The organism is Conexibacter woesei DSM 14684 (assembly GCF_000025265.1).
In the GTDB taxonomy this organism is placed as follows: domain Bacteria; phylum Actinomycetota; class Thermoleophilia; order Solirubrobacterales; family Solirubrobacteraceae; genus Conexibacter; species Conexibacter woesei.
Genome location: NC_013739.1, coordinates 2,849,584 through 2,867,538, shown reverse-complemented (window position 1 = coordinate 2,867,538; position 17,955 = coordinate 2,849,584). Strand labels below are relative to the sequence as shown.

16 protein-coding genes are annotated in these 17,955 nt (G+C 74.3%); 5 read left to right on the top strand and 11 right to left on the bottom strand.

Annotation, left to right across the window (positions count from 1 at the left end; genetic code table 11):
* Positions 1-16: 16 nt before the first annotated feature.
* Complete coding sequence (locus CWOE_RS13390) at positions 17-1,405, bottom strand: TIM44-like domain-containing protein (protein WP_012934156.1); 1,389 nt, start codon at positions 1,403-1,405, stop codon at positions 17-19.
* Positions 1,406-1,498: 93 nt separating this feature from the next.
* On the opposite strand from CWOE_RS13390, the gene CWOE_RS13385 reads away from it, so the two are divergent.
* Positions 1,499-2,011 (top strand): cupin domain-containing protein, encoded by a 513-nt coding sequence (locus CWOE_RS13385; RefSeq protein ID WP_012934155.1) that lies wholly within the window; start codon positions 1,499-1,501, stop codon positions 2,009-2,011.
* A 25-nt stretch (positions 2,012-2,036) separates the two neighbouring features.
* Here the strand turns inward: CWOE_RS13385 and CWOE_RS13380 are convergent, their stop codons facing one another.
* From CWOE_RS13380 to CWOE_RS13360, 5 genes are read right to left on the bottom strand one after another with little or no spacing between them, the layout of a single operon-like run.
* Positions 2,037-2,957, bottom strand: coding sequence for an ABC transporter permease (locus tag CWOE_RS13380; RefSeq protein ID WP_012934154.1), 921 nt, complete (start codon positions 2,955-2,957; stop codon positions 2,037-2,039).
* Complete coding sequence (locus tag CWOE_RS13375; RefSeq protein WP_012934153.1) at positions 2,957-4,048, bottom strand: ABC transporter permease; 1,092 nt, start codon at positions 4,046-4,048, stop codon at positions 2,957-2,959. The genes CWOE_RS13380 and CWOE_RS13375 overlap by 1 nt, the downstream gene beginning before the upstream one ends.
* On the bottom strand, positions 4,045-5,406 hold the full coding sequence (locus tag CWOE_RS13370; RefSeq protein ID WP_012934152.1) for an acyl-CoA dehydrogenase family protein: 1,362 nt from the start codon (positions 5,404-5,406) through the stop codon (positions 4,045-4,047). The genes CWOE_RS13375 and CWOE_RS13370 overlap by 4 nt, the downstream gene beginning before the upstream one ends.
* On the bottom strand, positions 5,403-6,980 hold the full coding sequence (locus tag CWOE_RS13365) for an ATP-binding cassette domain-containing protein (protein WP_012934151.1): 1,578 nt from the start codon (positions 6,978-6,980) through the stop codon (positions 5,403-5,405). Before CWOE_RS13365 ends, CWOE_RS13370 begins: the two co-directional genes overlap by 4 nt.
* A gap of 11 nt (positions 6,981-6,991) precedes the next feature.
* Complete coding sequence (locus CWOE_RS13360) at positions 6,992-8,011, bottom strand: BMP family lipoprotein (protein ID WP_148261004.1); 1,020 nt, start codon at positions 8,009-8,011, stop codon at positions 6,992-6,994.
* Between the two features lie 150 nt (positions 8,012-8,161).
* On the opposite strand from CWOE_RS13360, the gene CWOE_RS13355 reads away from it, so the two are divergent.
* The 4 genes from CWOE_RS13355 to CWOE_RS13340 are packed head-to-tail and all read left to right on the top strand — an operon-like array spanning position 8,162 to position 12,340.
* Positions 8,162-9,340, top strand: coding sequence for an LLM class flavin-dependent oxidoreductase (locus CWOE_RS13355; protein ID WP_012934149.1), 1,179 nt, complete (start codon positions 8,162-8,164; stop codon positions 9,338-9,340).
* Positions 9,337-10,431 carry an LLM class flavin-dependent oxidoreductase gene (locus tag CWOE_RS13350; protein WP_012934148.1) on the top strand — a complete coding sequence of 365 codons (1,095 nt, stop codon included), beginning with the start codon at positions 9,337-9,339 and terminating at the stop codon, positions 10,429-10,431. Before CWOE_RS13355 ends, CWOE_RS13350 begins: the two co-directional genes overlap by 4 nt.
* A complete protein-coding gene (locus CWOE_RS13345; RefSeq protein WP_012934147.1) occupies positions 10,428-11,729 on the top strand; it encodes an SfnB family sulfur acquisition oxidoreductase in 1,302 nt (433 codons plus the stop codon). Before CWOE_RS13350 ends, CWOE_RS13345 begins: the two co-directional genes overlap by 4 nt.
* Positions 11,726-12,340, top strand: coding sequence for a flavin reductase family protein (locus tag CWOE_RS13340; RefSeq protein ID WP_012934146.1), 615 nt, complete (start codon positions 11,726-11,728; stop codon positions 12,338-12,340). Before CWOE_RS13345 ends, CWOE_RS13340 begins: the two co-directional genes overlap by 4 nt.
* Here the strand turns inward: CWOE_RS13340 and CWOE_RS13335 are convergent.
* The 5 genes from CWOE_RS13335 to ilvB all read right to left on the bottom strand — a co-directional run bounded on the left by CWOE_RS13335 (position 12,303) and on the right by ilvB (position 17,950).
* A complete protein-coding gene (locus CWOE_RS13335; RefSeq protein WP_012934145.1) occupies positions 12,303-13,808 on the bottom strand; it encodes a long-chain-fatty-acid--CoA ligase in 1,506 nt (501 codons plus the stop codon). The genes CWOE_RS13340 and CWOE_RS13335 overlap by 38 nt on opposite strands.
* A gap of 40 nt (positions 13,809-13,848) precedes the next feature.
* The gene (rsfS, locus tag CWOE_RS13330; protein WP_012934144.1) at positions 13,849-14,223 is read right to left on the bottom strand and encodes a ribosome silencing factor; all 375 of its coding nucleotides are present in this window, start codon (positions 14,221-14,223) and stop codon (positions 13,849-13,851) included.
* The gene (nadD, locus tag CWOE_RS13325) at positions 14,220-14,840 is read right to left on the bottom strand and encodes a nicotinate-nucleotide adenylyltransferase (protein WP_012934143.1); all 621 of its coding nucleotides are present in this window, start codon (positions 14,838-14,840) and stop codon (positions 14,220-14,222) included. Before nadD ends, rsfS begins: the two co-directional genes overlap by 4 nt.
* A 19-nt stretch (positions 14,841-14,859) precedes the next feature.
* Positions 14,860-16,134, bottom strand: coding sequence for a glutamate-5-semialdehyde dehydrogenase (locus CWOE_RS13320; protein WP_012934142.1), 1,275 nt, complete (start codon positions 16,132-16,134; stop codon positions 14,860-14,862).
* A 103-nt stretch (positions 16,135-16,237) separates the two neighbouring features.
* Positions 16,238-17,950, bottom strand: coding sequence for a biosynthetic-type acetolactate synthase large subunit (ilvB, locus tag CWOE_RS13315; RefSeq protein WP_012934141.1), 1,713 nt, complete (start codon positions 17,948-17,950; stop codon positions 16,238-16,240).
* Between the last annotated feature and the right edge of the window lie 5 nt (positions 17,951-17,955).

Below are 17,955 nucleotides of genomic sequence, written 5' to 3'. Positions count from 1 at the left end.
GTGCGTCGATGCTCTTTCAAGCGGTGACACTTCCGGCGGCCGCGTCGACGACCTGCCACGGCCGCTCGTCGGGGCCGGCGAGCGCGAGCGTCCAGCGCTCGGTGACGGTGCTCGCGCGCTGCTTGCTGCCGCTCAGCACCGCCGCCGTGTCGCGGTCCTCGATGTAGCGGCGGCCGCTGACCTCGACCTCGGCGGTCATCGTCGGCGGCTCCGCAGCCGGGTCGAGCGCGGCGATCCGCAGGTGTCTCACGCGCGGGCCGCGGATCACCAGCCGTGTGCGGCCGGAGCTGTCGCCGGGGTGCAGCAGCGCCTGCGCCGCCGCCGGCGTCGCGACGTCGAGCAGGTCGGCGTCAGCGCCGTCGACCGCCTCCGCCCACGCCGCCACCGCGCGGCGTACCGACGCCTCCAGCACGTCGGGCGCCCAGCGCCCGTCGACGAGCGAGAGGTCGAGCGCCGCGGTGCGCGCGTCGCCCGCGTAGTCGAGGTCGGCGACCTCGGCGGTGCTGACGCCGTCCGGCAGCTTGTCGAGCGCGGCGACCTCCAGCAGCGACGCGTCTGCCATCCGGCCGTCGTCGCTCCACGGCGAGTGGACGATCTCGGCGTCGAGCACGTGCTGTCCCTCCGCGTCGCTCTCGATCGAGGCGACGATCCAGCCGTTCCCGTCGGCGCGCTTGGCGAGCGTCCAGAACTCGGTCAGCGCGACGACGTCCGAGCCGGACTCGTTGCGCTTCATGATCATCCCGTTGCGCAGCTCGACGTAGTCGCGCAGCTTCGCGCTGATGCGGACGGTCACGCGGTCGTCCTTGTCGCCCTCGCGGTTGGTCAGCCCGAGGTACTCGATCGCGTCGATCGACAGCACCTCGACGCGGTTGTGCCAGCCCTTGCGGGCGAAGTCGTCGAGCCGGCGACTCCACTCGACCAGCAGGTCGGGCACGAGCAGCTGCGCGAGGCGGGCGTCGTCGCGCGCGTCCCACGCCGCCTGCGCGTCGAGGAAGATCTGCTCGCACGAGCTGCGCACGGCGTCCGGCGCGAACGCCGGGTCGTCGTCGGCGGCGACCGCGGCCGCCAGCTCGACTCTGCGCTCACGCTCTCTGCGGCGCCTGTTGTAGCGGGCGACCTGGATGCCGGCGATGATCGCGACGACGATCACGACGATCGCGATCAGGCCGAAGATGATCAGCGAGCCGACGCCGCCGACGCCGCGCCCGGTGCCCGTGCCGCCGCCTCCGCCGCCGAAGCCGCCGCCTCCGCCCCCACCGCCGCCTCCGCCCCCGCCGAAGCCGGACGAGCCGCCGCCGGCGGCGCCGAGCGCGAGCGCGGCGTCGAGCAGCAGGACGACGGCGGTCAGCGCGAGCGCCGCCGCGAGGTGGAGCACGCCGGGACGGAGGATTCGCGTGGAAGGCATCGTGCGTCCACGGTACCGCGTTCACGGTGGTGCTCGCCGCTGCCGATGACAGGCGGGACGTCCCAACCCAACTCTCCGAGGAGCGATCCACCCGTGTCCACGACCCCGCGCCGCGTGCGCGCTGTCCTGCTGCTCGTCGCCGCGCTCGTGCTGAGCGCCGCCGCCGGCGCCTACGCGACGACCGTCCTGCGTGCCGCCGCCGACGCGCCCGTCGTCCGCACCGCGCTCGCCGAGGCGCGCGACCCGGCCGGCGCGCCCGGCCGTACCCTCGGCCTCTCGCGCGTGACCGTCGACCCCGGCGCGCAGCTCGCGCTGCACCGCCACCCGGGCGTCCAGATCGCGACGATCGCGCGCGGCACGCTCTCCTACTGGGTCGTCAGAGGCAGCGTCACCGTCCGCCGCGGCGATCCCGACGCGCCCGGCGGCGCCCGCGTCGTGCGCACGATCGGAGCCGGCGAGAAGGGCAAGGTCCGCACCGGCGACTGGATCGTCGAGAACCCCGGCACGATCCACCGCGCCGCGAACGAGGGCAGAGTCGAGATCGAGATCCTGATCTCGTCGCTGTTCAAGGACGGCGAGCCGCCGGCGATACCCGTCAGACCGTAGCCACGGCGCAGGCGAGGCGGGCGCTCTACAGCTCCCGCCCCAGCGCCCGCGGCGCGCGCCCTCCGCGCGCGACGAACAGCAGCACCAGCAGCGTCACGACGTACGGCAGCGCCGTGTACGCCTCGACCGGGATCTCCGAGCCGCCACGCTGCGCCTGCAGCGCGAGTGAGTCGAACAGCGCGAAGACGCCCGCGCCCGCGAGCGCACCGCCCGGCGACCAACGGCCGATGATCACCGCCGCCAGCGCGACGTAGCCACGGCCCGCCGTCACCCCCTCGCTGAACGAGCCGAGATAGCCGACCGTCAGCGTCGCGCCGCCGAGCGCCGCGAACGCGCCCGCCGCGACGAGCGCCAGCGCACGCACCCCGCGAACCGGCACGCCGCGCATCCCGGCCGCCGCGGGATCGTCGCCGACCGCGCGCACGCGCAGGCCGGCGCCGGTTCTGCGCAGCGCCCACGCAACGACGCCGGCGCACAGCAGCGCGCCGTAGGTGAAGACGCTCTGGCCGAACAGCGCCTCGCCGAGGAGCGGCACGTCGACCAGCCCCGGCACCTCGACGGTCGGCGCGAGCGGGATCTGCGCCGCGGTCGCGCCCGACGGCTGCCAGACCTCGAACAGGTACGAGCACAGCCCGGTCGCCAGCAGCGAGATCGCGAGGCCGACGACGAGCTGGTTCGCGCCGCCCCACAGCACCGCCCCGGCCATCAGCGCGCCGAGCAGCGCGCCCGCGACGAGCGCGACGGCGATCCCGAACGCCCAGCCGCCGGTCGCCGCGCCCCACGCGCCGGCGAACGCGCCGGCCAGCATCATCCCCTCGATCCCAAGGTTGATCGTGCCCGAGCGCTCCGCGATCAGCTCGCCGAGCGCCGCCAGCACGACCGGCGTCGCAAGCCGCACCGCGCCCGCCAGCACGAGCGTCCAGAAGCTCAGCTCGCCCCACTCCATCAGGCGACCCGCGCGGCGACGCGCCGCCGTCGTGCCTCGAACGCGAGCGCCGCCGCGACCAGCAGCACGCCTTGCATCACCGTCGCGAGCGAGGCGGGCGCGCCGGTGTCGATCTGAAGGCCGTCGGCGCCCGCGCCGAGCGCGCCGAAGAAGACCGCCGCGACGACGATCCCGACTGGGCGCAGACCGCCGAGCAGCGCGACGAGCACGCCGGTGAAGCCGATCCCGCCGGCGACCGAGGCGTAGAGCGAGCCGTCGATTCCCGCCAGCTTCAGCCAGCCGGCGAGGCCCGCGGCGGCGCCGCCGACGACCATCGTCGTGACGATCGCCCGCGCCGGCGAGACGCCGATCCGCCGCGCCAGCTGCGGCCGCGTCTCCAGCACGTCGTTGGCGAGCGCGCGCGGCGTCCGCAGCCACCATGCGAGCGCGACCGCCGCGGCCGGCACCAACAGCGCGCCCCAGTGCAGCCGCGTCCCGTCGAGCCAGGTCGGCAGCATGCCGCCGGCCGGCAACGCGTCGCTGCGCGGCGACGGCACGCGCTCGCTGGTCTTCAGCCAGGTCCGCAGCGACCACGCCAGCAGCGCGGCGGCGACGTAGTTGAGCAGCAGCGTCGAGAGGATCTCGTTGACGTCCCAGCGCGCGCGCAACAGCGCCGGCAGCAGCGCCCAGACGGCGCCGGCGAGCGCCCCCGCGCCCGCGCCGGCGAGCAGCAGCAGCGGCGCCGGCGCGTCCGGGATCGCCAGCACGACGGTCGCGGCCAGCAGCGCGCCGAGCGCGATCTGACCCTCCGCGCCGACGGTGAAGACGCCGGCCCGCAGCGCCGGCGCGACGCCGAGCGCGACGATCGCGATCGGCAGCGCGCGCACGACCGTCTCGCCGACGTCGTAGCGGCTGCCGAGCGCGCCGTTCAGCAGCGCGTCGTAACCGGCGACCGGGTCCGTCCCGCCGAGCGCGAGCAGGATCGCGCCGACCGCGAGCGCCAGCGCCAGCGCCCCGGCGAGCGGGGCCAGCGCGCCCGCCGCGGGGCGCGCCCGTGCGGCCGTGCCCGGCTCCGTCGCCGCGCCGCTCGCGCCGCCCGGCGTCACGCTCATGTGTAGAGCCCCGGCTCGGGGTCCCAGCCCTCCAGCACGTGACGGCCGATCTCGCTGTGCTTCCACTCGTACGGGTCGTGGAGGGAGAGCGTGCGCGCGTTGCGCCAGAAGCGGTCGAAGCCCTTGCCACCAGTCGCCGAGCGGGTCCCCATCAGCGTGAAGATCTCCGACGTCGCGCGCAGCGAGGCGCGCGTCGCGGCGGCCTTCGCGGCGTAGATCGGGACCGCGAGCTGCGTGCGGTCGATCTCGCCCGCCTCGTAGGCGTCGAGCAGGTCGCCCGTCGCGATCACCGCGGCGTAGGCGGCGACGAGGTCGGCCGTCAGCTCGCCGGTCAGGCGCCGCACCGTCGGGTCCTGCGCGGCGGAGTCGACGTCGGCCGACGGCCACGGCCGGCTCTGCTCCAGCACGAACGGCGCCGCCGCGCGCAGCGCCGCGATCCCGATCCCGACCAGCTCGGCCGCGAAGCTCGCCTGGAAGCGCGCGCCGGAGTGCGGCAGCACGCCGGTGCTCGGCGACTCGCTCAGCGGCGGGGCGACGCGCAGCCCGTCGAGCGTGACGCTGCCCGACGAGGTGGCGCGCTGTCCGAGCGCGTTCCAGTCGTCGTGCAGTCTCAGGCCGGGTGTGGTCGCCGCTACGAGCGCCGAGCGCAGGCCGGCGAGCGGATCGTCCCTGCCGGCGACCGGGTCGAAGCCGATCACGACGACGTAGTCGGCGCCGCCGGAGCCGGTCGCGTAGATCTTGCCGCCGTCGAAGACGACGGCGCCGTCCGCCTGCGGGGTGGCGATCGTGTTCAGCGGACTGTCGACGCGTCTGCCGTTCTCGGCGACGGCGAGCCCGATGATCGCGTCCTCCTCCAGCAGGATCTCGGCGAGCCGCGCGACGAACGCCTCGGAGGCGCCGACGTGCAGTTCGCGGACGGAGTCCTCGTGGACGCGCACGATCTGCGCGACGGACGAGTCGGCGACCGCCATCCGCACCTGCGCCTCCAGCGTCAGCCGGTGCGACGCTCCGGGGCCGCCGAGCGCGCGCGGGAAGGAGGCGTGCAGGATGCCCGTCGGCTTCAGCGCCGCGATCGCACGGTGCGGGTATCTGCCGGCGGCGTCGTGCTCGGCCGCGAGCGGCTCGACGACCTCGTCCAGCGCGGTCTGCAGCCGCGCCAGGATCTCCAGCTCGAACGGCGCCAGCCGCGGCGGCGGGAAGGCGCGGTCGAGCAGGCCGCGTACGGCCGGCCGCGGGCTCGTCGCCGTGCCGCCCGGCCGCTCGCTCGCCCTCTCGTTCGCCGCGCCGCCCAGCCGCTCGCTCGCCGCGCCGCGCCCGCCTGCCCGCTCGCCCGTGTTCGTCGTCTCGATGATGCTCATGCCGCAACCTCTGTTCCCACGGGCGTCGTGCCCGCCATCGCATGTCCGATCCGGGCCGCGTCGGCGCGTTCGCCGGCGGCCAGCTCGTCCGTCACGCGCCCGCCGCTCAGCACGACGACGCGATCGGCGAGCGCCAGCACCTCGTCGAGGTCGGCCGACAGCACGACGACCGCCGCGCCCGCGGCCGCCGCGTCGAGCAGCGCACCGCGGATCGCCGCCGCGGCGCGCAGGTCGAGTCCCTGCGTCGCGCCGTGGGCGACGACGACCGCCGGGCCGCGCTCCAACTCACGCGCGACGAGCAGCTTCTGCTGGTTGCCGCCCGACAGCGCCCGTGCCGGCAGCTGCGGCAGCGGCGGGCGCACGTCGAAGCGTCTGTACAAGTCGTCGGCGAGCGCGTCCTCGGCCGCGCGGCGCCGCAGCCCGAGCCGCGTGCGGAAGCGGCGGTCTCGCAGCGTGTGCAGCAGCGACGCGTTGACCGCCCCGCTGTGGTCCGCCGCCAGCCCGTCGCCGCGGGTCTCGGGGATGAACGCCACCCCTTGCGCCGCCGCCCGCGCCGCGTCGCCCGTCACGTCGACCCCGTCGACCAGCACCCGGCCGGAGCCGCTCGCGGCGCGCTCCACCGGCCCGCGGTCGATTGCTGGTCTCATGGACCAGCGATCGACCGCGCCTCGGCCGGCGCCGCTGCGCCCGCCGCCGGCCGGCGCCCGCAGCCCCGCGATCGCCTCGGCGAGCGCACGCTGGCCGGAGCCCGCGATGCCGGCGACGCCGACGACCTCGCCGGCCGCGGCTGTCAGCGAGACGCCGGTCAGCTCGCCCGGCCCCGCGCCGGTCGTCAGCGCCTCGACCACCAGCCGCACGTCCCCGCGCGGCCGCGCGACCGGCCGCGTCTGCTCGACCAGCTCACCGACCATATGGCGGGCGACGTCGTCGGCGTCGAGGCCGGCGACCGGCCCGTGGTGGACGAGCCGGCCGCCGCGCAGCACGGTCAGCCGGTCGGAGGAGCGCAGCGCCTCGCGGATGCGGTGGGTGACGAGCAGGACGGCGACGCCGTCCTCTGCCAGGCCGCGCAGCGAGGCGACCAGCCGGTCGACCTCCTCCGGCCCGAGGCTCGACGTCGGCTCGTCCAGCAGCAGCACCCGCGCGCCGAGCGCGAGCGCGACCGCCAGCTCGCCGAGCTGGCGCTCGGGCAGCGACAGCTCCGCCGTCGGCACGTCGACCGGCAGCCGCGCCCCGAGCCGCGCGGCCGACGCCGCGAGCGCCGCGCCGGCCGCGGCGGCGTCGAACCGCCCCGGCCCCTGCGCGAGCGCGACGTGCTCGGCGAGCGAAAGCGCGCCGACGAGCGACAGCGCCTGCGGCACCATCGCGATCTCGCCGCGCGGGGCGCCGCGCACCGCGCCCGCGTCGGGCGCGAGCACGCCGGCGAGGATGCGCGCGAGCGTCGACTTGCCGGCGCCGTTCTCGCCGACGACGGCATGCACCTCCCCGGCGCGCAGCTCGAGGTCGACCTCGTCCACGGCCGTGACCGCGCCGAAGCGCTTCGTCACGGCCGTGGCCGAGAGCAGGATCTCGCTCATCTCGCGCGGGCCTACTCGAAGAAGTTCGGCAGTCTCAGCTCGCCCGAGGCGAGTCTCTCCGAGAGCGCGTCGACGCGCGCCTGCAGGTCGTCGGGGACGACGTCGCCGACGGCGGTGATCGGCGTCAGCACGATGCCTCTGTTGCCGAGCGCGAGCACGTCGAATCTTCTGCCGAACGTGCCGGCGCGGATCTGCTCCAGGTAGCTCTGGTACGTCGGCAGCAGGTCGAGCTTCGCGGTCGTGATGTTGACCGCCTTGATGTCCGCCCCGGCGGCGGCGCTGACGCCGATCGTCGGCACGTCACCCGCGACCGCGGCCTGGCCGAGCCCGCGGCCGTCGTCGGTCGCGACGAGCAGCTGCGCGCCCTTGTCGAGCAGGCCGCGCGCGGCCTCCTGCTCCTTCTGCAGATCGTAGAATCTGCCGGTGTAGGTCTCCTCGTAGGAGGCTCTCGGGTTGGCCGCCTTCAGGCCGGCTCTGATGCCCTTGTGCGTCGCGAGCACGAACGGGAGCTGCGGGCCGCCGACGGCGCCGACCTTCTCGACGCCTCTGAGCGAGCCGGCGACGAACCCGTCGAGATAGCCGAGCTGGCCGAAGTCGTACGTCCAGCCGTCGACGTTGGGCGGCAGTCTCTCGGCCAGCGTCGCGTCGCCGGAGGCGGAGAAGTGCACGTCGGGGAACTCGGTCGCGACTCTGAGGATCGGCTCGGAGACGTCGATCCCGTGGCCGACGACGAGGTCGAAGCCGCGCGCGGCGAACTGGCGGATGACCGGCTCGGCCTGCGTCGGGTCGGCGAGGCCCTGGCGGATCTGCACGTCCGCCCCGTCCGCCTTCAGCCGCTCCGCGGCCTCGGCCGCCCACGCGTTGAACGCGCCGTCGTTCGTCTGGCCGCTGGCGATGATCGCGACCTTCACGGCTCTCTCGCCACCGCCGGCGGCCGTGGCGCTGCCGGAGTCGTCGGAGCCGCACGCCGCCAGCGTCGTGGCGGCGAGCAGCGGCAGTGCGAGCAGCATGGTCCTGAGGTGGCGCTTCACGTCGGTCTCGTTCTCCTGGCAGATTCTGGATATTCTCGACTGGCTTTATCGACATTATCAGGAAGCCGGAGCTTTTGCACTTAGTCGATCGGCTTAGTAGGGTTTTAAATCACACGCTCACCCTTCTGTCACGGATCGCTCACTCTCACCATGACTTCACTCTCCACTGAGACCACCGAGCCGCTGGAGCTGCTGTGGTATCTCACCGCGCCCGACGGCCGTGCCCCGTGGGCCGCCGACGGCGCCCGCACCGTCGATCACGCCTACCTCAAGCAGCTCGCGGGCGCGATCGACCACCTCGGCTTCAGCGGCGCGCTGCTCGCGACCGGCCCGCACGACGTCCACGTGCTGGCGGCGGCGATGATCGCCCACACCGAACGGATGCGCTTCCTGCTCGCCGTTCACCCGCCGCTGCTGTCACCGATGCTCGCGGCGAAGATGGCCGTCACCATCGACCAGTTCTCACGCGGCCGCGTGCTGCTGAACATCGTCAACGGTGACACCAGAACGCTCCAGAGCATGGGCTCGTCGCTTCCCCACGACGAGCGCTACGCCTACACCGACGAGTGGATCCCCGCGTGGCGCGCCGCCGTCGCCGGCGAGACGGTCAACGTCGAGGGCAGATATGTCACGGTGAAAGACGGGCGGATCGCGCTGCGGCCGGTGCAGTCGCCGACGCCGCCACTGTGGTTCGGCGGCTCCTCCCCCGCCGCGCTGCGGACCGCCGCCAAGCACATCGACACCTACCTCGTCTACGGCGACGACCTCGACACGACGCGCGAGCGGCTGGAGACGGTCCGCACGCTCGCCGCCGAGCACGACCGCACGCTGCGCTTCGGCATGCGCCTCTACGTGATCGTGCGCGACACCGACGAGGAGGCGTGGGACGAGGCCGGGCGGCTGCTGCGGACGATGGACCCCGACGCGATCGCCGGCATCCAGGCGAGCTTCAAGGGGACCGACTCGGTCGTCCAGCAGCGCCAGCTCGCACTGCACGGCGGCCGCATCCCCGACGACCCGCGCGAGCTGGAGATCTCGCCGGGCCTGTGGTCGGGCTTCGGGCTCGTGCGGGCCGGCGCCTCGACGGCGATCGTCGGCTCGCCGGAGACCGTGCGGGCACGGCTGCGCGACTTCCAGTCGCTCGGGATCTCGACCTTCATCCTCTCCGGCGTCCCGCTGCTGGAGGAGGCGTACCGCTTCTCGGAGACGGTCCTGCCCGGACTCGACGTGATCTCGCCCGAGGCGGTCACCGCCGCAGCGACGGCTGGCGGCGACGGCGACGCGGCCGAGCTCTCGTACCAGACGCTGATCGGGGAGGGACGGCGATGACCGGGGTGGGCGGGAACCGATCCCCGCGCTTCGGCGTCTGGGCGCTGATCGGCGGCACCTGGGCCTCGCACCATCACCCCGACGACCCGCCGATCGCCTCGTGGGAGCGCAACAAGCGCCAGATCCTCGAAGCGGAGGCGCTCGGCTACGACACGACGCTCGTCGCCCAGCACACGCTCAACCCGACCGACGACGAGAGAGCGAGCCTGGAGGCGTGGACCGCGTCCGCCGCGCTCGCCGCGCTGACCGAGCGGATCGAGGTGATCACCGCGATCAAGCCGTACCTCTACCACCCGGTCGTGCTCGCCAAGCAGGCGCTGCAGATCGAGGAGATCAGCGGCGGCCGCTTCGGCATCAACCTCGTCAACGGCTGGTTCAAGCCGGAGGTCGAGCGCGCCGGCATCAGCTTCGCCGAGCACGACGACCGCTACGCCTACGGACGCGAGTGGGTCACCGTCGTCGAGTCGCTGCTGCGCGGCGAGCGGACGACCTTCCACGGCCGCTTCTTCGACGTCGAGGACTACGTCCTGCGCCCCGCCGCCGAGACGCGCGCGCGGCCGCGCATCTACCTCGGCGGCGAGTCCGATCCGGCCCGTGCGCTGGCGGCCGACGTCGCCGACGTCTGGTTCGTCAACGGCCAGCCGTACGACGACGTCGCCGCGCTGCTCGCCGACGTCCGCGCACGCCCCCGCCCCGCCGGCGCTGCGCCGCTGCGCTTCGGCCTCTCGGCGTTCGTGATCGCGCGCGAGACGCGTGCCGAGGCGGAGGAGGCGCTCGCCTACGCGTGGGAGCTGGCGGAGCTGGACCGCGCCGCGGTCGCGCGGATGCTGACGCAGATCGACGACAGAGCCGTGATGTTCCAGACGCATGCGCGCAACCCGGCGATCGGCACCAACGGCGGCACCGCCGCCGGCCTCGTCGGCAGCTACGACGAGGTTGCCGAACGCGTGCAGGCGTTCCACGCGCTCGGGATCGAGACGTTCATGTTGCAGTTCCAGCCGTTCGAGGCGGAGATGCGCCGCTTCGCCGAGCACGTGATCCCGCGCGTGCGGCACCTCTCCGCCGCCGCCCCGACCCCGGTGTCTGCATGACCGACCAGCTGATCCCGCCCGCCGCGCCGCCCGCCGCCGCGCCGCCCGCCGCCGCGCCGCCCGCCGCCGCGCCGGCCGTCGCCGCGCCCGCCCCGACCACCACGCCCCCGGGCGCCCACACGATCGCGGACGACGTGGAGGCGATCGCCGTCGCGCGCCGCTTCGCGGCCGAGATCGCGCCCGGCGCCGCCGAGCGCGACCGCACGCGCGCGATCCCCCGCGACGAGCTGGCGGCACTCGGGCGCAGCGGCCTGCTCGGCATCACCGTCCCGCGCGAGCACGGCGGCGCCGACGTCTCGACCGAGACGCTCGTCGAAGTGCTGCGGATCCTCGCCGCCGCCGATCCGTCGATCGCTCAGGTGCCGCAGAACCACTTCGTCTTCGTGCAGGTGCTGCGCGCCGACGGCCGCACGTCGCAGAGAGCGTTCTTCTTCGAGCAGATCCTGCACGGAGCGCGGCTGGGAAATGCGCTCTCCGAGCGCGGAACCAGACACGTGATGGACCTCAGAACGCGCCTCACGCGCACGCCTGAAGACGACGGCTGGCGGCTGAACGGCCGCAAGTACTACTGCACCGGCGCACTGACGGCGCAGTGGATCCCAGTGATGACAGCCGACGAGCAGGACCGTCTGCGCGTCGCGTACGTGCCGCGCGACGCCGCCGGCGTGACGGTGTTGGAGGACTGGACCGCGATGGGTCAGCGCACGACCTGGAGCGGCACGACGATCCTCGACGACGTGGCCGTCGCCGACGAGCACGTCGTCGACCACTGGCCGGCGTACGAGCAGCCGCAGGTCGGCGGCGCGTTCGGCCAGATCCTCCACGTCGCGATCGACGCCGGCATCGGCGAGGCGGCGCTCCACGACGCCGCCGAGTACGTCCGCACCCGCACGCGGCCGTGGTTCGAGGCCGGCGTCGAGCGGGCGGCGGACGAGCCGCATCTGATCCTCCGCTTCGGCCAGCTCGCGACGCGCCTGCACGCGGCCGAGGAGCTGCTGCGCAAGGCCGCGCGCACGCTCGACGCCGCCTGGCGCGACGGCGTCACCGCGGAGTCGGCCGCGGCGGCGTCGCTGGCGGTTGCGGAGGCGAAGGCGTTCACCGGCGAGGTCGCCGTCGAGCTGTCGAGCGAGCTGTTCGAGCTGGCCGGGACGAGCGCGACCGACGAGCAGCACGGGCTCGACCGCCACTGGCGCAACGCCCGCACGCACACGCTCCACGACCCGGCGCGCTGGAAGTACCACCACGCCGGCAACTACGTGCTCAACGGCGTCCTGCCGCCGAACCACGGGCTGTTGTGAACGGCGCCGGCCGCTCCGCCGGCGGTCCGGCGGCTGTTGCGAGCAGCGCCCGCCGCCGTGCCCGCGGCGGCCCGGCGGCCACGGCGACCGCGCCGCCGCAGCCGCTCGCCGCCGCCGCCCTGCGGGCCGCGCTCGGCCACTTCGCGACCGGCGTCACGGTCGTGACGGCGCGCGACGGCGACGAGCGGGTCTTCGGCACGACCGCGAACGCCGTCTCGTCCGTCTCGCTCGACCCGCCGCTGCTGCTCGTCTGCCTGCGCGACGAGTCCGAGACGCTCGCCGCGCTGCTCGCCGGCGGCCACTTCGCCGTCAACGTGCTGCGCGCCGAGCAGGACGAGTTGGCACGGCGCTTCGCGCGGCGCGCGGCGCCCGACACCTGGGCGGAGGTCGGGCACGCGCCCGGCCACGGCGGCGCGCCGCGGCTGCACGGCGCGCTCGCGACGCTCGACTGCGCGCTCCACGACGTCGCCGACGGCGGCGACCACCGCATCGTCGTCGGGCGCGTGCTCGCCGTCGACCATCCGGACGAGCACGTCGACCCGCTGCTCTACTACCGCGGCGCGTTCGCCGCGCTCACTGCGACGACGCGGGCGCCTCGATCTCGCGCTTGAGGATCTTGCCGGTCGGCCCCTTCGGCAGCGCCGCGACGAGCCACACGTGCCGCGGGTACTTGTACGCCGCGACGCGCTCCTTGACGTACTCGCGCAGCTCGTCGGGGTCGGCCTGCGCGCCCTCCTTGAGCGCGACGCAGGCGCCGACCTCCTCGCCCCACTCCTTGTCCGGCACGCCGACGACGGCCGCCTCGGCGACCGCCGGGTGCTCGTAGAGCACCTCCTCGACCTCGCGCGGGTAGACGTTGTAGCCGCCGCGGATGATCATGTCCTTGATCCGGTCGACGATGAAGAAGTAGCCGTCGTCGTCGACCTTCGCGAGGTCACCGGTGTGGAACCAGCCGCCTCTCATCACCGCCGCGGTCGCGTCCGGCTTGCCCCAGTAGCCCTTCATCACGTTGTGGCCGCGGATCACGATCTCGCCGACCTCGCCGACCCCGACCTCGTCGCCGGCGTCGTCGACGGCCTTCATCTCGACGCCGCGGATCGCGGTCCCGATCGAGCCGACCTTGCGCTCTCTGTCGGGGTGGTTGAACGACGCGACCGGCGAGGTCTCGCTCAGCCCGTAGCCCTCCAGCAGCTTGGCGCCGAACGTCTCGTCGAACGCGCGCAGCACCTCGCCCGGCAGCGCGGAGCCGCCGGAGACGCACAACCGCAGCGACGAGAGGTCGAGCCCGGCCCGGGCCTCCTCGGGCACCGACAGCAGCGCGTTGTACATCGTCGGGACGCCCTCGAAGACGGTCACTCTGTCGCGGTCGACGATCTGCAGCGCCTTGAGCGGGTCGAAGCGCGGGATCAGCGTCAGCGTCGAGCCGGCCGCGACGGCGACGTTGAGCGCGCAGGTCTGGCCGAACGAGTGGAACAGCGGCAGCGCGCCGAGGATCACGTCGTGCTCGTCGACCTGTATCAGCGTCTGCTGCGCCGTCTCGACGTTCGCGACGAGGTTGGCGTGCGACAGCTCGGCGCCCTTCGGCGAGCCGGTCGTGCCGGAGGTGTAGAGCAGGACGGCGGTGTCCTCGTCGGCGACCTCGGCCAGTTCGCGGCGCGGCTCGGCCGCGAACGCCTGCTGGGCGAAGTCGAGCCCGACCGATATCAGCTCCACGCCGGCCTCCTCGGCGCCGGGCGCGGCCTCGGCCGCGAAGTCGTGCCAGGCGAACAGCAGCTTCGCGCCGGAATCCTGCAGGTAGTAGGCGACCTCGCGCCGCTTCAGCAGCACGTTCATCGGCACGACGATCCCGCCGGCACGCAGGATCGCGTAGTAGATCGGCGGGAAGAACGGGACGTTCGGCAGCATCAGCCCGACGCGGTCGCCGGGCTGGAAGCCCTGCTCGGCGAGCATGCCCGCGACGCGGGCGCTGCCCTCGGCGAGGACCTCGTAGTTCAACGCGACGTCGTCGAGCTTGACCGCGGTGCGGTCCCCGTGCCGCGCCGCGGTGTCGATCAACAGGCTCGCCAAGTTGCGCCCCATTGCTGCCTCCCGTCTCGATGTCTCTCGAACGTGCGGCTGCTCACTGCTCCGCGCCCGACCCGACAGCGCGGGCGGGGGCCTCGCCCCACAGCTGCTCGAGTCGGTAGAACTCGCGCGTCTCCGGCGTGAAGATGTGAACCACCACGTCGAGATAATCCATCAGGACCCACTGCGCTTGCGGCAGTCCCTCGACGCGGCGCGGCAGCAGGCCGTGCGTTCTCTTCATCTCCATGTGGATCCCGTCGTGGATCGCCTTCACCTGGCGGTCCGTGTTGCCGGAGCAGACGACGAAGTAGTCGGCGTAGCCGAGCACGCCGCGCAGATCCAGCTCGACGATGTCGATCGCCTTTCTGTCGTCGGCGTATTCGGCGATCGCCGCGGCCATGTCGGAGCCGGTCAGTTGGTCGTGTGTCATGTAGTCACCTCCCCCGGCACACCTCGGTAGAGCCCGCCGGCCGCGATCGCCTCGGCGACCGCGTCGGGGACGAGGTAACGGATCGGGCGCCCCGCCGCGACCCGCTCGCGCACGAGCGAGGACGACACGTCCACGCGGGGCATCTCGAAGAAGCGGACGCGGTCGGCGCCGCGCAGCGGCGCCAGCTCGCGCTCGATCGCCTCGCGCTTGGCGCCGCGGCGCTCGGCGACAGCGAGCGTCGCGAGCGCGAGGACGGCCTCCGGCTCCCGCCAGCTCGGCAGGCTGCGGGCCATGTCGCCGCCGACGATGAACGTCAGCTCGTCCTGCGGATCGCGCTCTCGCAACAGACGCAGGGTATCGGCCGTGTAGGACCGCCCCGGGCGCTCCAGCTCCGCGCGCGAGACCTCGAAGCGCTCGTCGCCGTCGACCGCCAGGCGGCACAGCTCGTAGCGCGCCTCGGCGCTCGGGTCGCCGGCCGGGACCTGCTTGTGCGGCGGGACGCCCGCGGGCATCAGCACGACGCGGTCCAGCCCCAGCTGCGCGTGAGCCTCCTGCGCGCAGACGAGGTGAGCGAGATGCGGCGGGTTGAACGTCCCCCCGAGGATGCCGACGCGCATGCGGAGCGGCGCGGCAGCGTCAAGCTCGCACCTGGCCGGTACCTTCGACCAGATACTTGAAGGTGGTCAGCTCGCGCACGCCGATCGGGCCGCGCGCGTGCAGCTTCTGCGTCGAGTTGCCGATCTCGGCGCCCATCCCGAACTCGCCGCCGTCGGTGAAGCGGGTCGACACGTTGACGTAGACGCAGGCGGCGTCGACGAGCAGCTGGAACGCGCGCGCCGAGGCGGTGTCGCGCGTGACGATCGCCTCGCTGTGGCCGCTTCCGTAGCGGCCGATGTGCGCGATCGCCTCCTGCGCGGAGTCGACGACGCGAATCGCGAGCGTCAGCGCGAGGTACTCGGTCGCCCAGTCCTCCTCCGTCGCCTCCGCGACCGCGACGCCCGCCGGCGCGTGGGCGCGGACGCGCTCGTCGCCGCGCAGCTCGACGCCGGCAGCGTCGAGCGCGCGCAGGGCCCGCGGCAGGAACTCGGCCGCGGCGTCGGCGTGGACGAGCAGCGTCTCGAGCGCGTTGCAGACCCCGGGGCGCTGCACCTTCGCGTTGAGGACGATCGCCTCGGCGGCGTCGAGATCGGCGCTGGCGTCGACGAAGACGTGGCAGTTGCCCGAGGCGGCGTAGATGACCGGAACCGTCGCGACCGCCTTCAGCGCGTTCTTCAGACCCTCGCCGCCGCGCGGGAAGATCAGGTCGACGACGCCATCCTGCGTCGCCAGCTCGGCCAGCTCCTCTCGCCCGCCGCCGGCGACGAGCGAGATCGCGCCGTCCGGCACGCCGGCGGCGCTCGCCGCCTCGGCGGCGATCTGCGCCAGCACGCGGTTGGAGTGGATCGCGCTGGAGGAGCCGCGCAGCACAATCGCGTTGCCGGACTTGAGGCACAGCGCCGCGGCGTCGATCGTGACGTTCGGGCGCGCCTCGTAGACGACCGCGACGACGCCGAAGGGGACGCGCACGCGCCGCACGTCGACGCCGTTGGGCAGGCGGTGGCCGTCGATCGTCTCGCCGACCGGGTCGGGCAGCGCCGCGATCGCGCGCGCGCCGTCGGCGATCGCCGCGACGCGGGCGGGGTCGAGCGCGAGGCGGTCGAGCAGCGCGTCGCCGATGTCGTTGGCGCGGCCGGCCTCGAGGTCGCGCGCGTTGGCCTCCAGGATCTCCGGCGTCCGCGCGACGAGCGCGTCGGCGATCGCGAGCAGCGCGCGGTCCTTGACGTCAGACCCGAGCGCGGCCAGCGGACCGGCCGCCTCCTTCGCGGCGAGGCAGATGTCGGCGACGGACGTCACGGGCGTCGAGAGAGCCATCCCTAGAGGGTACCGCCCCGCGTCGAGCCGACGCGGGGCGGCGGACGTCACCCCGCGGGATCGGCGCCAGCCGATCCCGCAATGGAATCGGCGCCAGCCGATTTCACCCGATCATCTCCCGCGCAGGGCTGCCCGGCTTGAACATCGGCAGGCAGTCGGCCTCCGGCGCGATCCGCACCTCCAGCAGCGCCGGGCCGGGTTCGGCGAGCGTCTCCGCGACGGCGCCGGCGACCTCGTCCGCCTCCGTGACACGGCGCCCGGCGACGCCGAACGCCCGCGCCAGCAGCGACCAGTCGGGCGACGAGCCGAGGTCGACGGCGGCGCGGCGGCCGTCCCAGAACATGTCCTGCTGCTGGCGGACCATCCCGAGCGCGGCGTTGTGCATCAGGACGATCTTCACGGGCAGCCGCTCCTCGGCCGCCGTCGCCAGCTCCTGCACGTTCATCAGCAGCGAGCCCTCGCCGCTGACGCAGACGACGGTCTCCCGCGGCAGCGCGGCCTGCGCGCCGAGCGCGGCCGGCAGGCCGAAGCCCATCGTGCCGTGCCCGCCCGAGGTCAGCCAGCGCCGCGGGCGCTCGAAGCGGAGCCGGTTCGCGGCCCACATCTGGTGCTGGCCGACGTCGGTCGTGACGATCGCCTCGCCGCCGGTCGCGGCCTGCACGGCGTCGAGCAGCGCGTGCGGGTCGACGCCCTCGCCCGGCCCGTTCCCACCGTCCATTTCGGCCCACCCACCCGCCGGCACGTCGAACGGCTCGTCGGCGCGCCACGCGTCGATCCGCGCCCACCACTCCGCCAGCCGGCCGGCGTCCGGCGCCGGGTCGAGCGCCGCGTAGGACCGTGCGATCGCGGCGAGGCCGCGCTTCGCGTCGGCGACGATCGGCACGTGCGCGGCGCGCAGCTTGCCGATCTCGCTCGGGTCGACGTCGAGGTGGATCACCTTCGCGCGCGGTGCGAAGTGGTCCAGCGCACCGGTGACGCGGTCGTCGAAGCGCGCGCCGACGCAGATCAGCAGGTCGGCCTCGTCGACCGCCCAGTTCGCGGTCTTGGTGCCGTGCATCCCCAGCATGCCGAGCCAGCGGCGGTCGGAGGCCGGGAACGCGCCGAGCGCCATCAGCGTCGTCGCCACGGGCAGGTCGGCGAGCCGCGCGAGCGCGGCCAGCTCCTCCGCCGCCTCGGCGTGCACGACGCCGCCGCCGGCGTACAGGACCGGCCGCCGCGCCGCCGCGATCGCCTGCGCGGCGAGCCGCACCTGCTTGCCGTTCGGCTTCGTCGTCGGCGCGTGGCCGGGCGTGTTCGGCGCGTGCGGCTCGCGGTCGCGCGCCGGCCCACGCGCGAGGTCGGACGGGATGTCGACGAGCACCGGGCCGGGCCGCCCCGTGCGCGCGAGGTGGAACGCGTCGTGGATCGCCTGCTGGATCTCGTCGGCCGACTCGACCGCGATCGCGTGCTTGACCATCGGCGCCGTCATCCCGATCACGTCCGCCTCCTGGAAGGCGTTCGTGCCGAGCAGGTCGGTCCGCACCTGACCGGTGACGAAGACCGTCGGCGTCGAGTCCATGTAGGCGTCGCAGATCGGCGTCAGCAGGTTCGTCGCGCCCGGCCCGGAGGTCGCGAACGCGACCCCGACGCGGCCGGTGGCGCGCGCGTAGCCCTCGGCCGCGTGGCCCGCACCCGCCTCGTGGCGCATCAGCACATGGCGGATCGGGCTGTCGACGAGCGCGTCGTAGATCGGCAGCGCGGAGCCGCCGGGGATCCCGAAGACGGTCTCGACGCCTTCGCGCTCGAGCGCCTTCGTCAGGGCGTCGGCGCCGCGCATCGGGC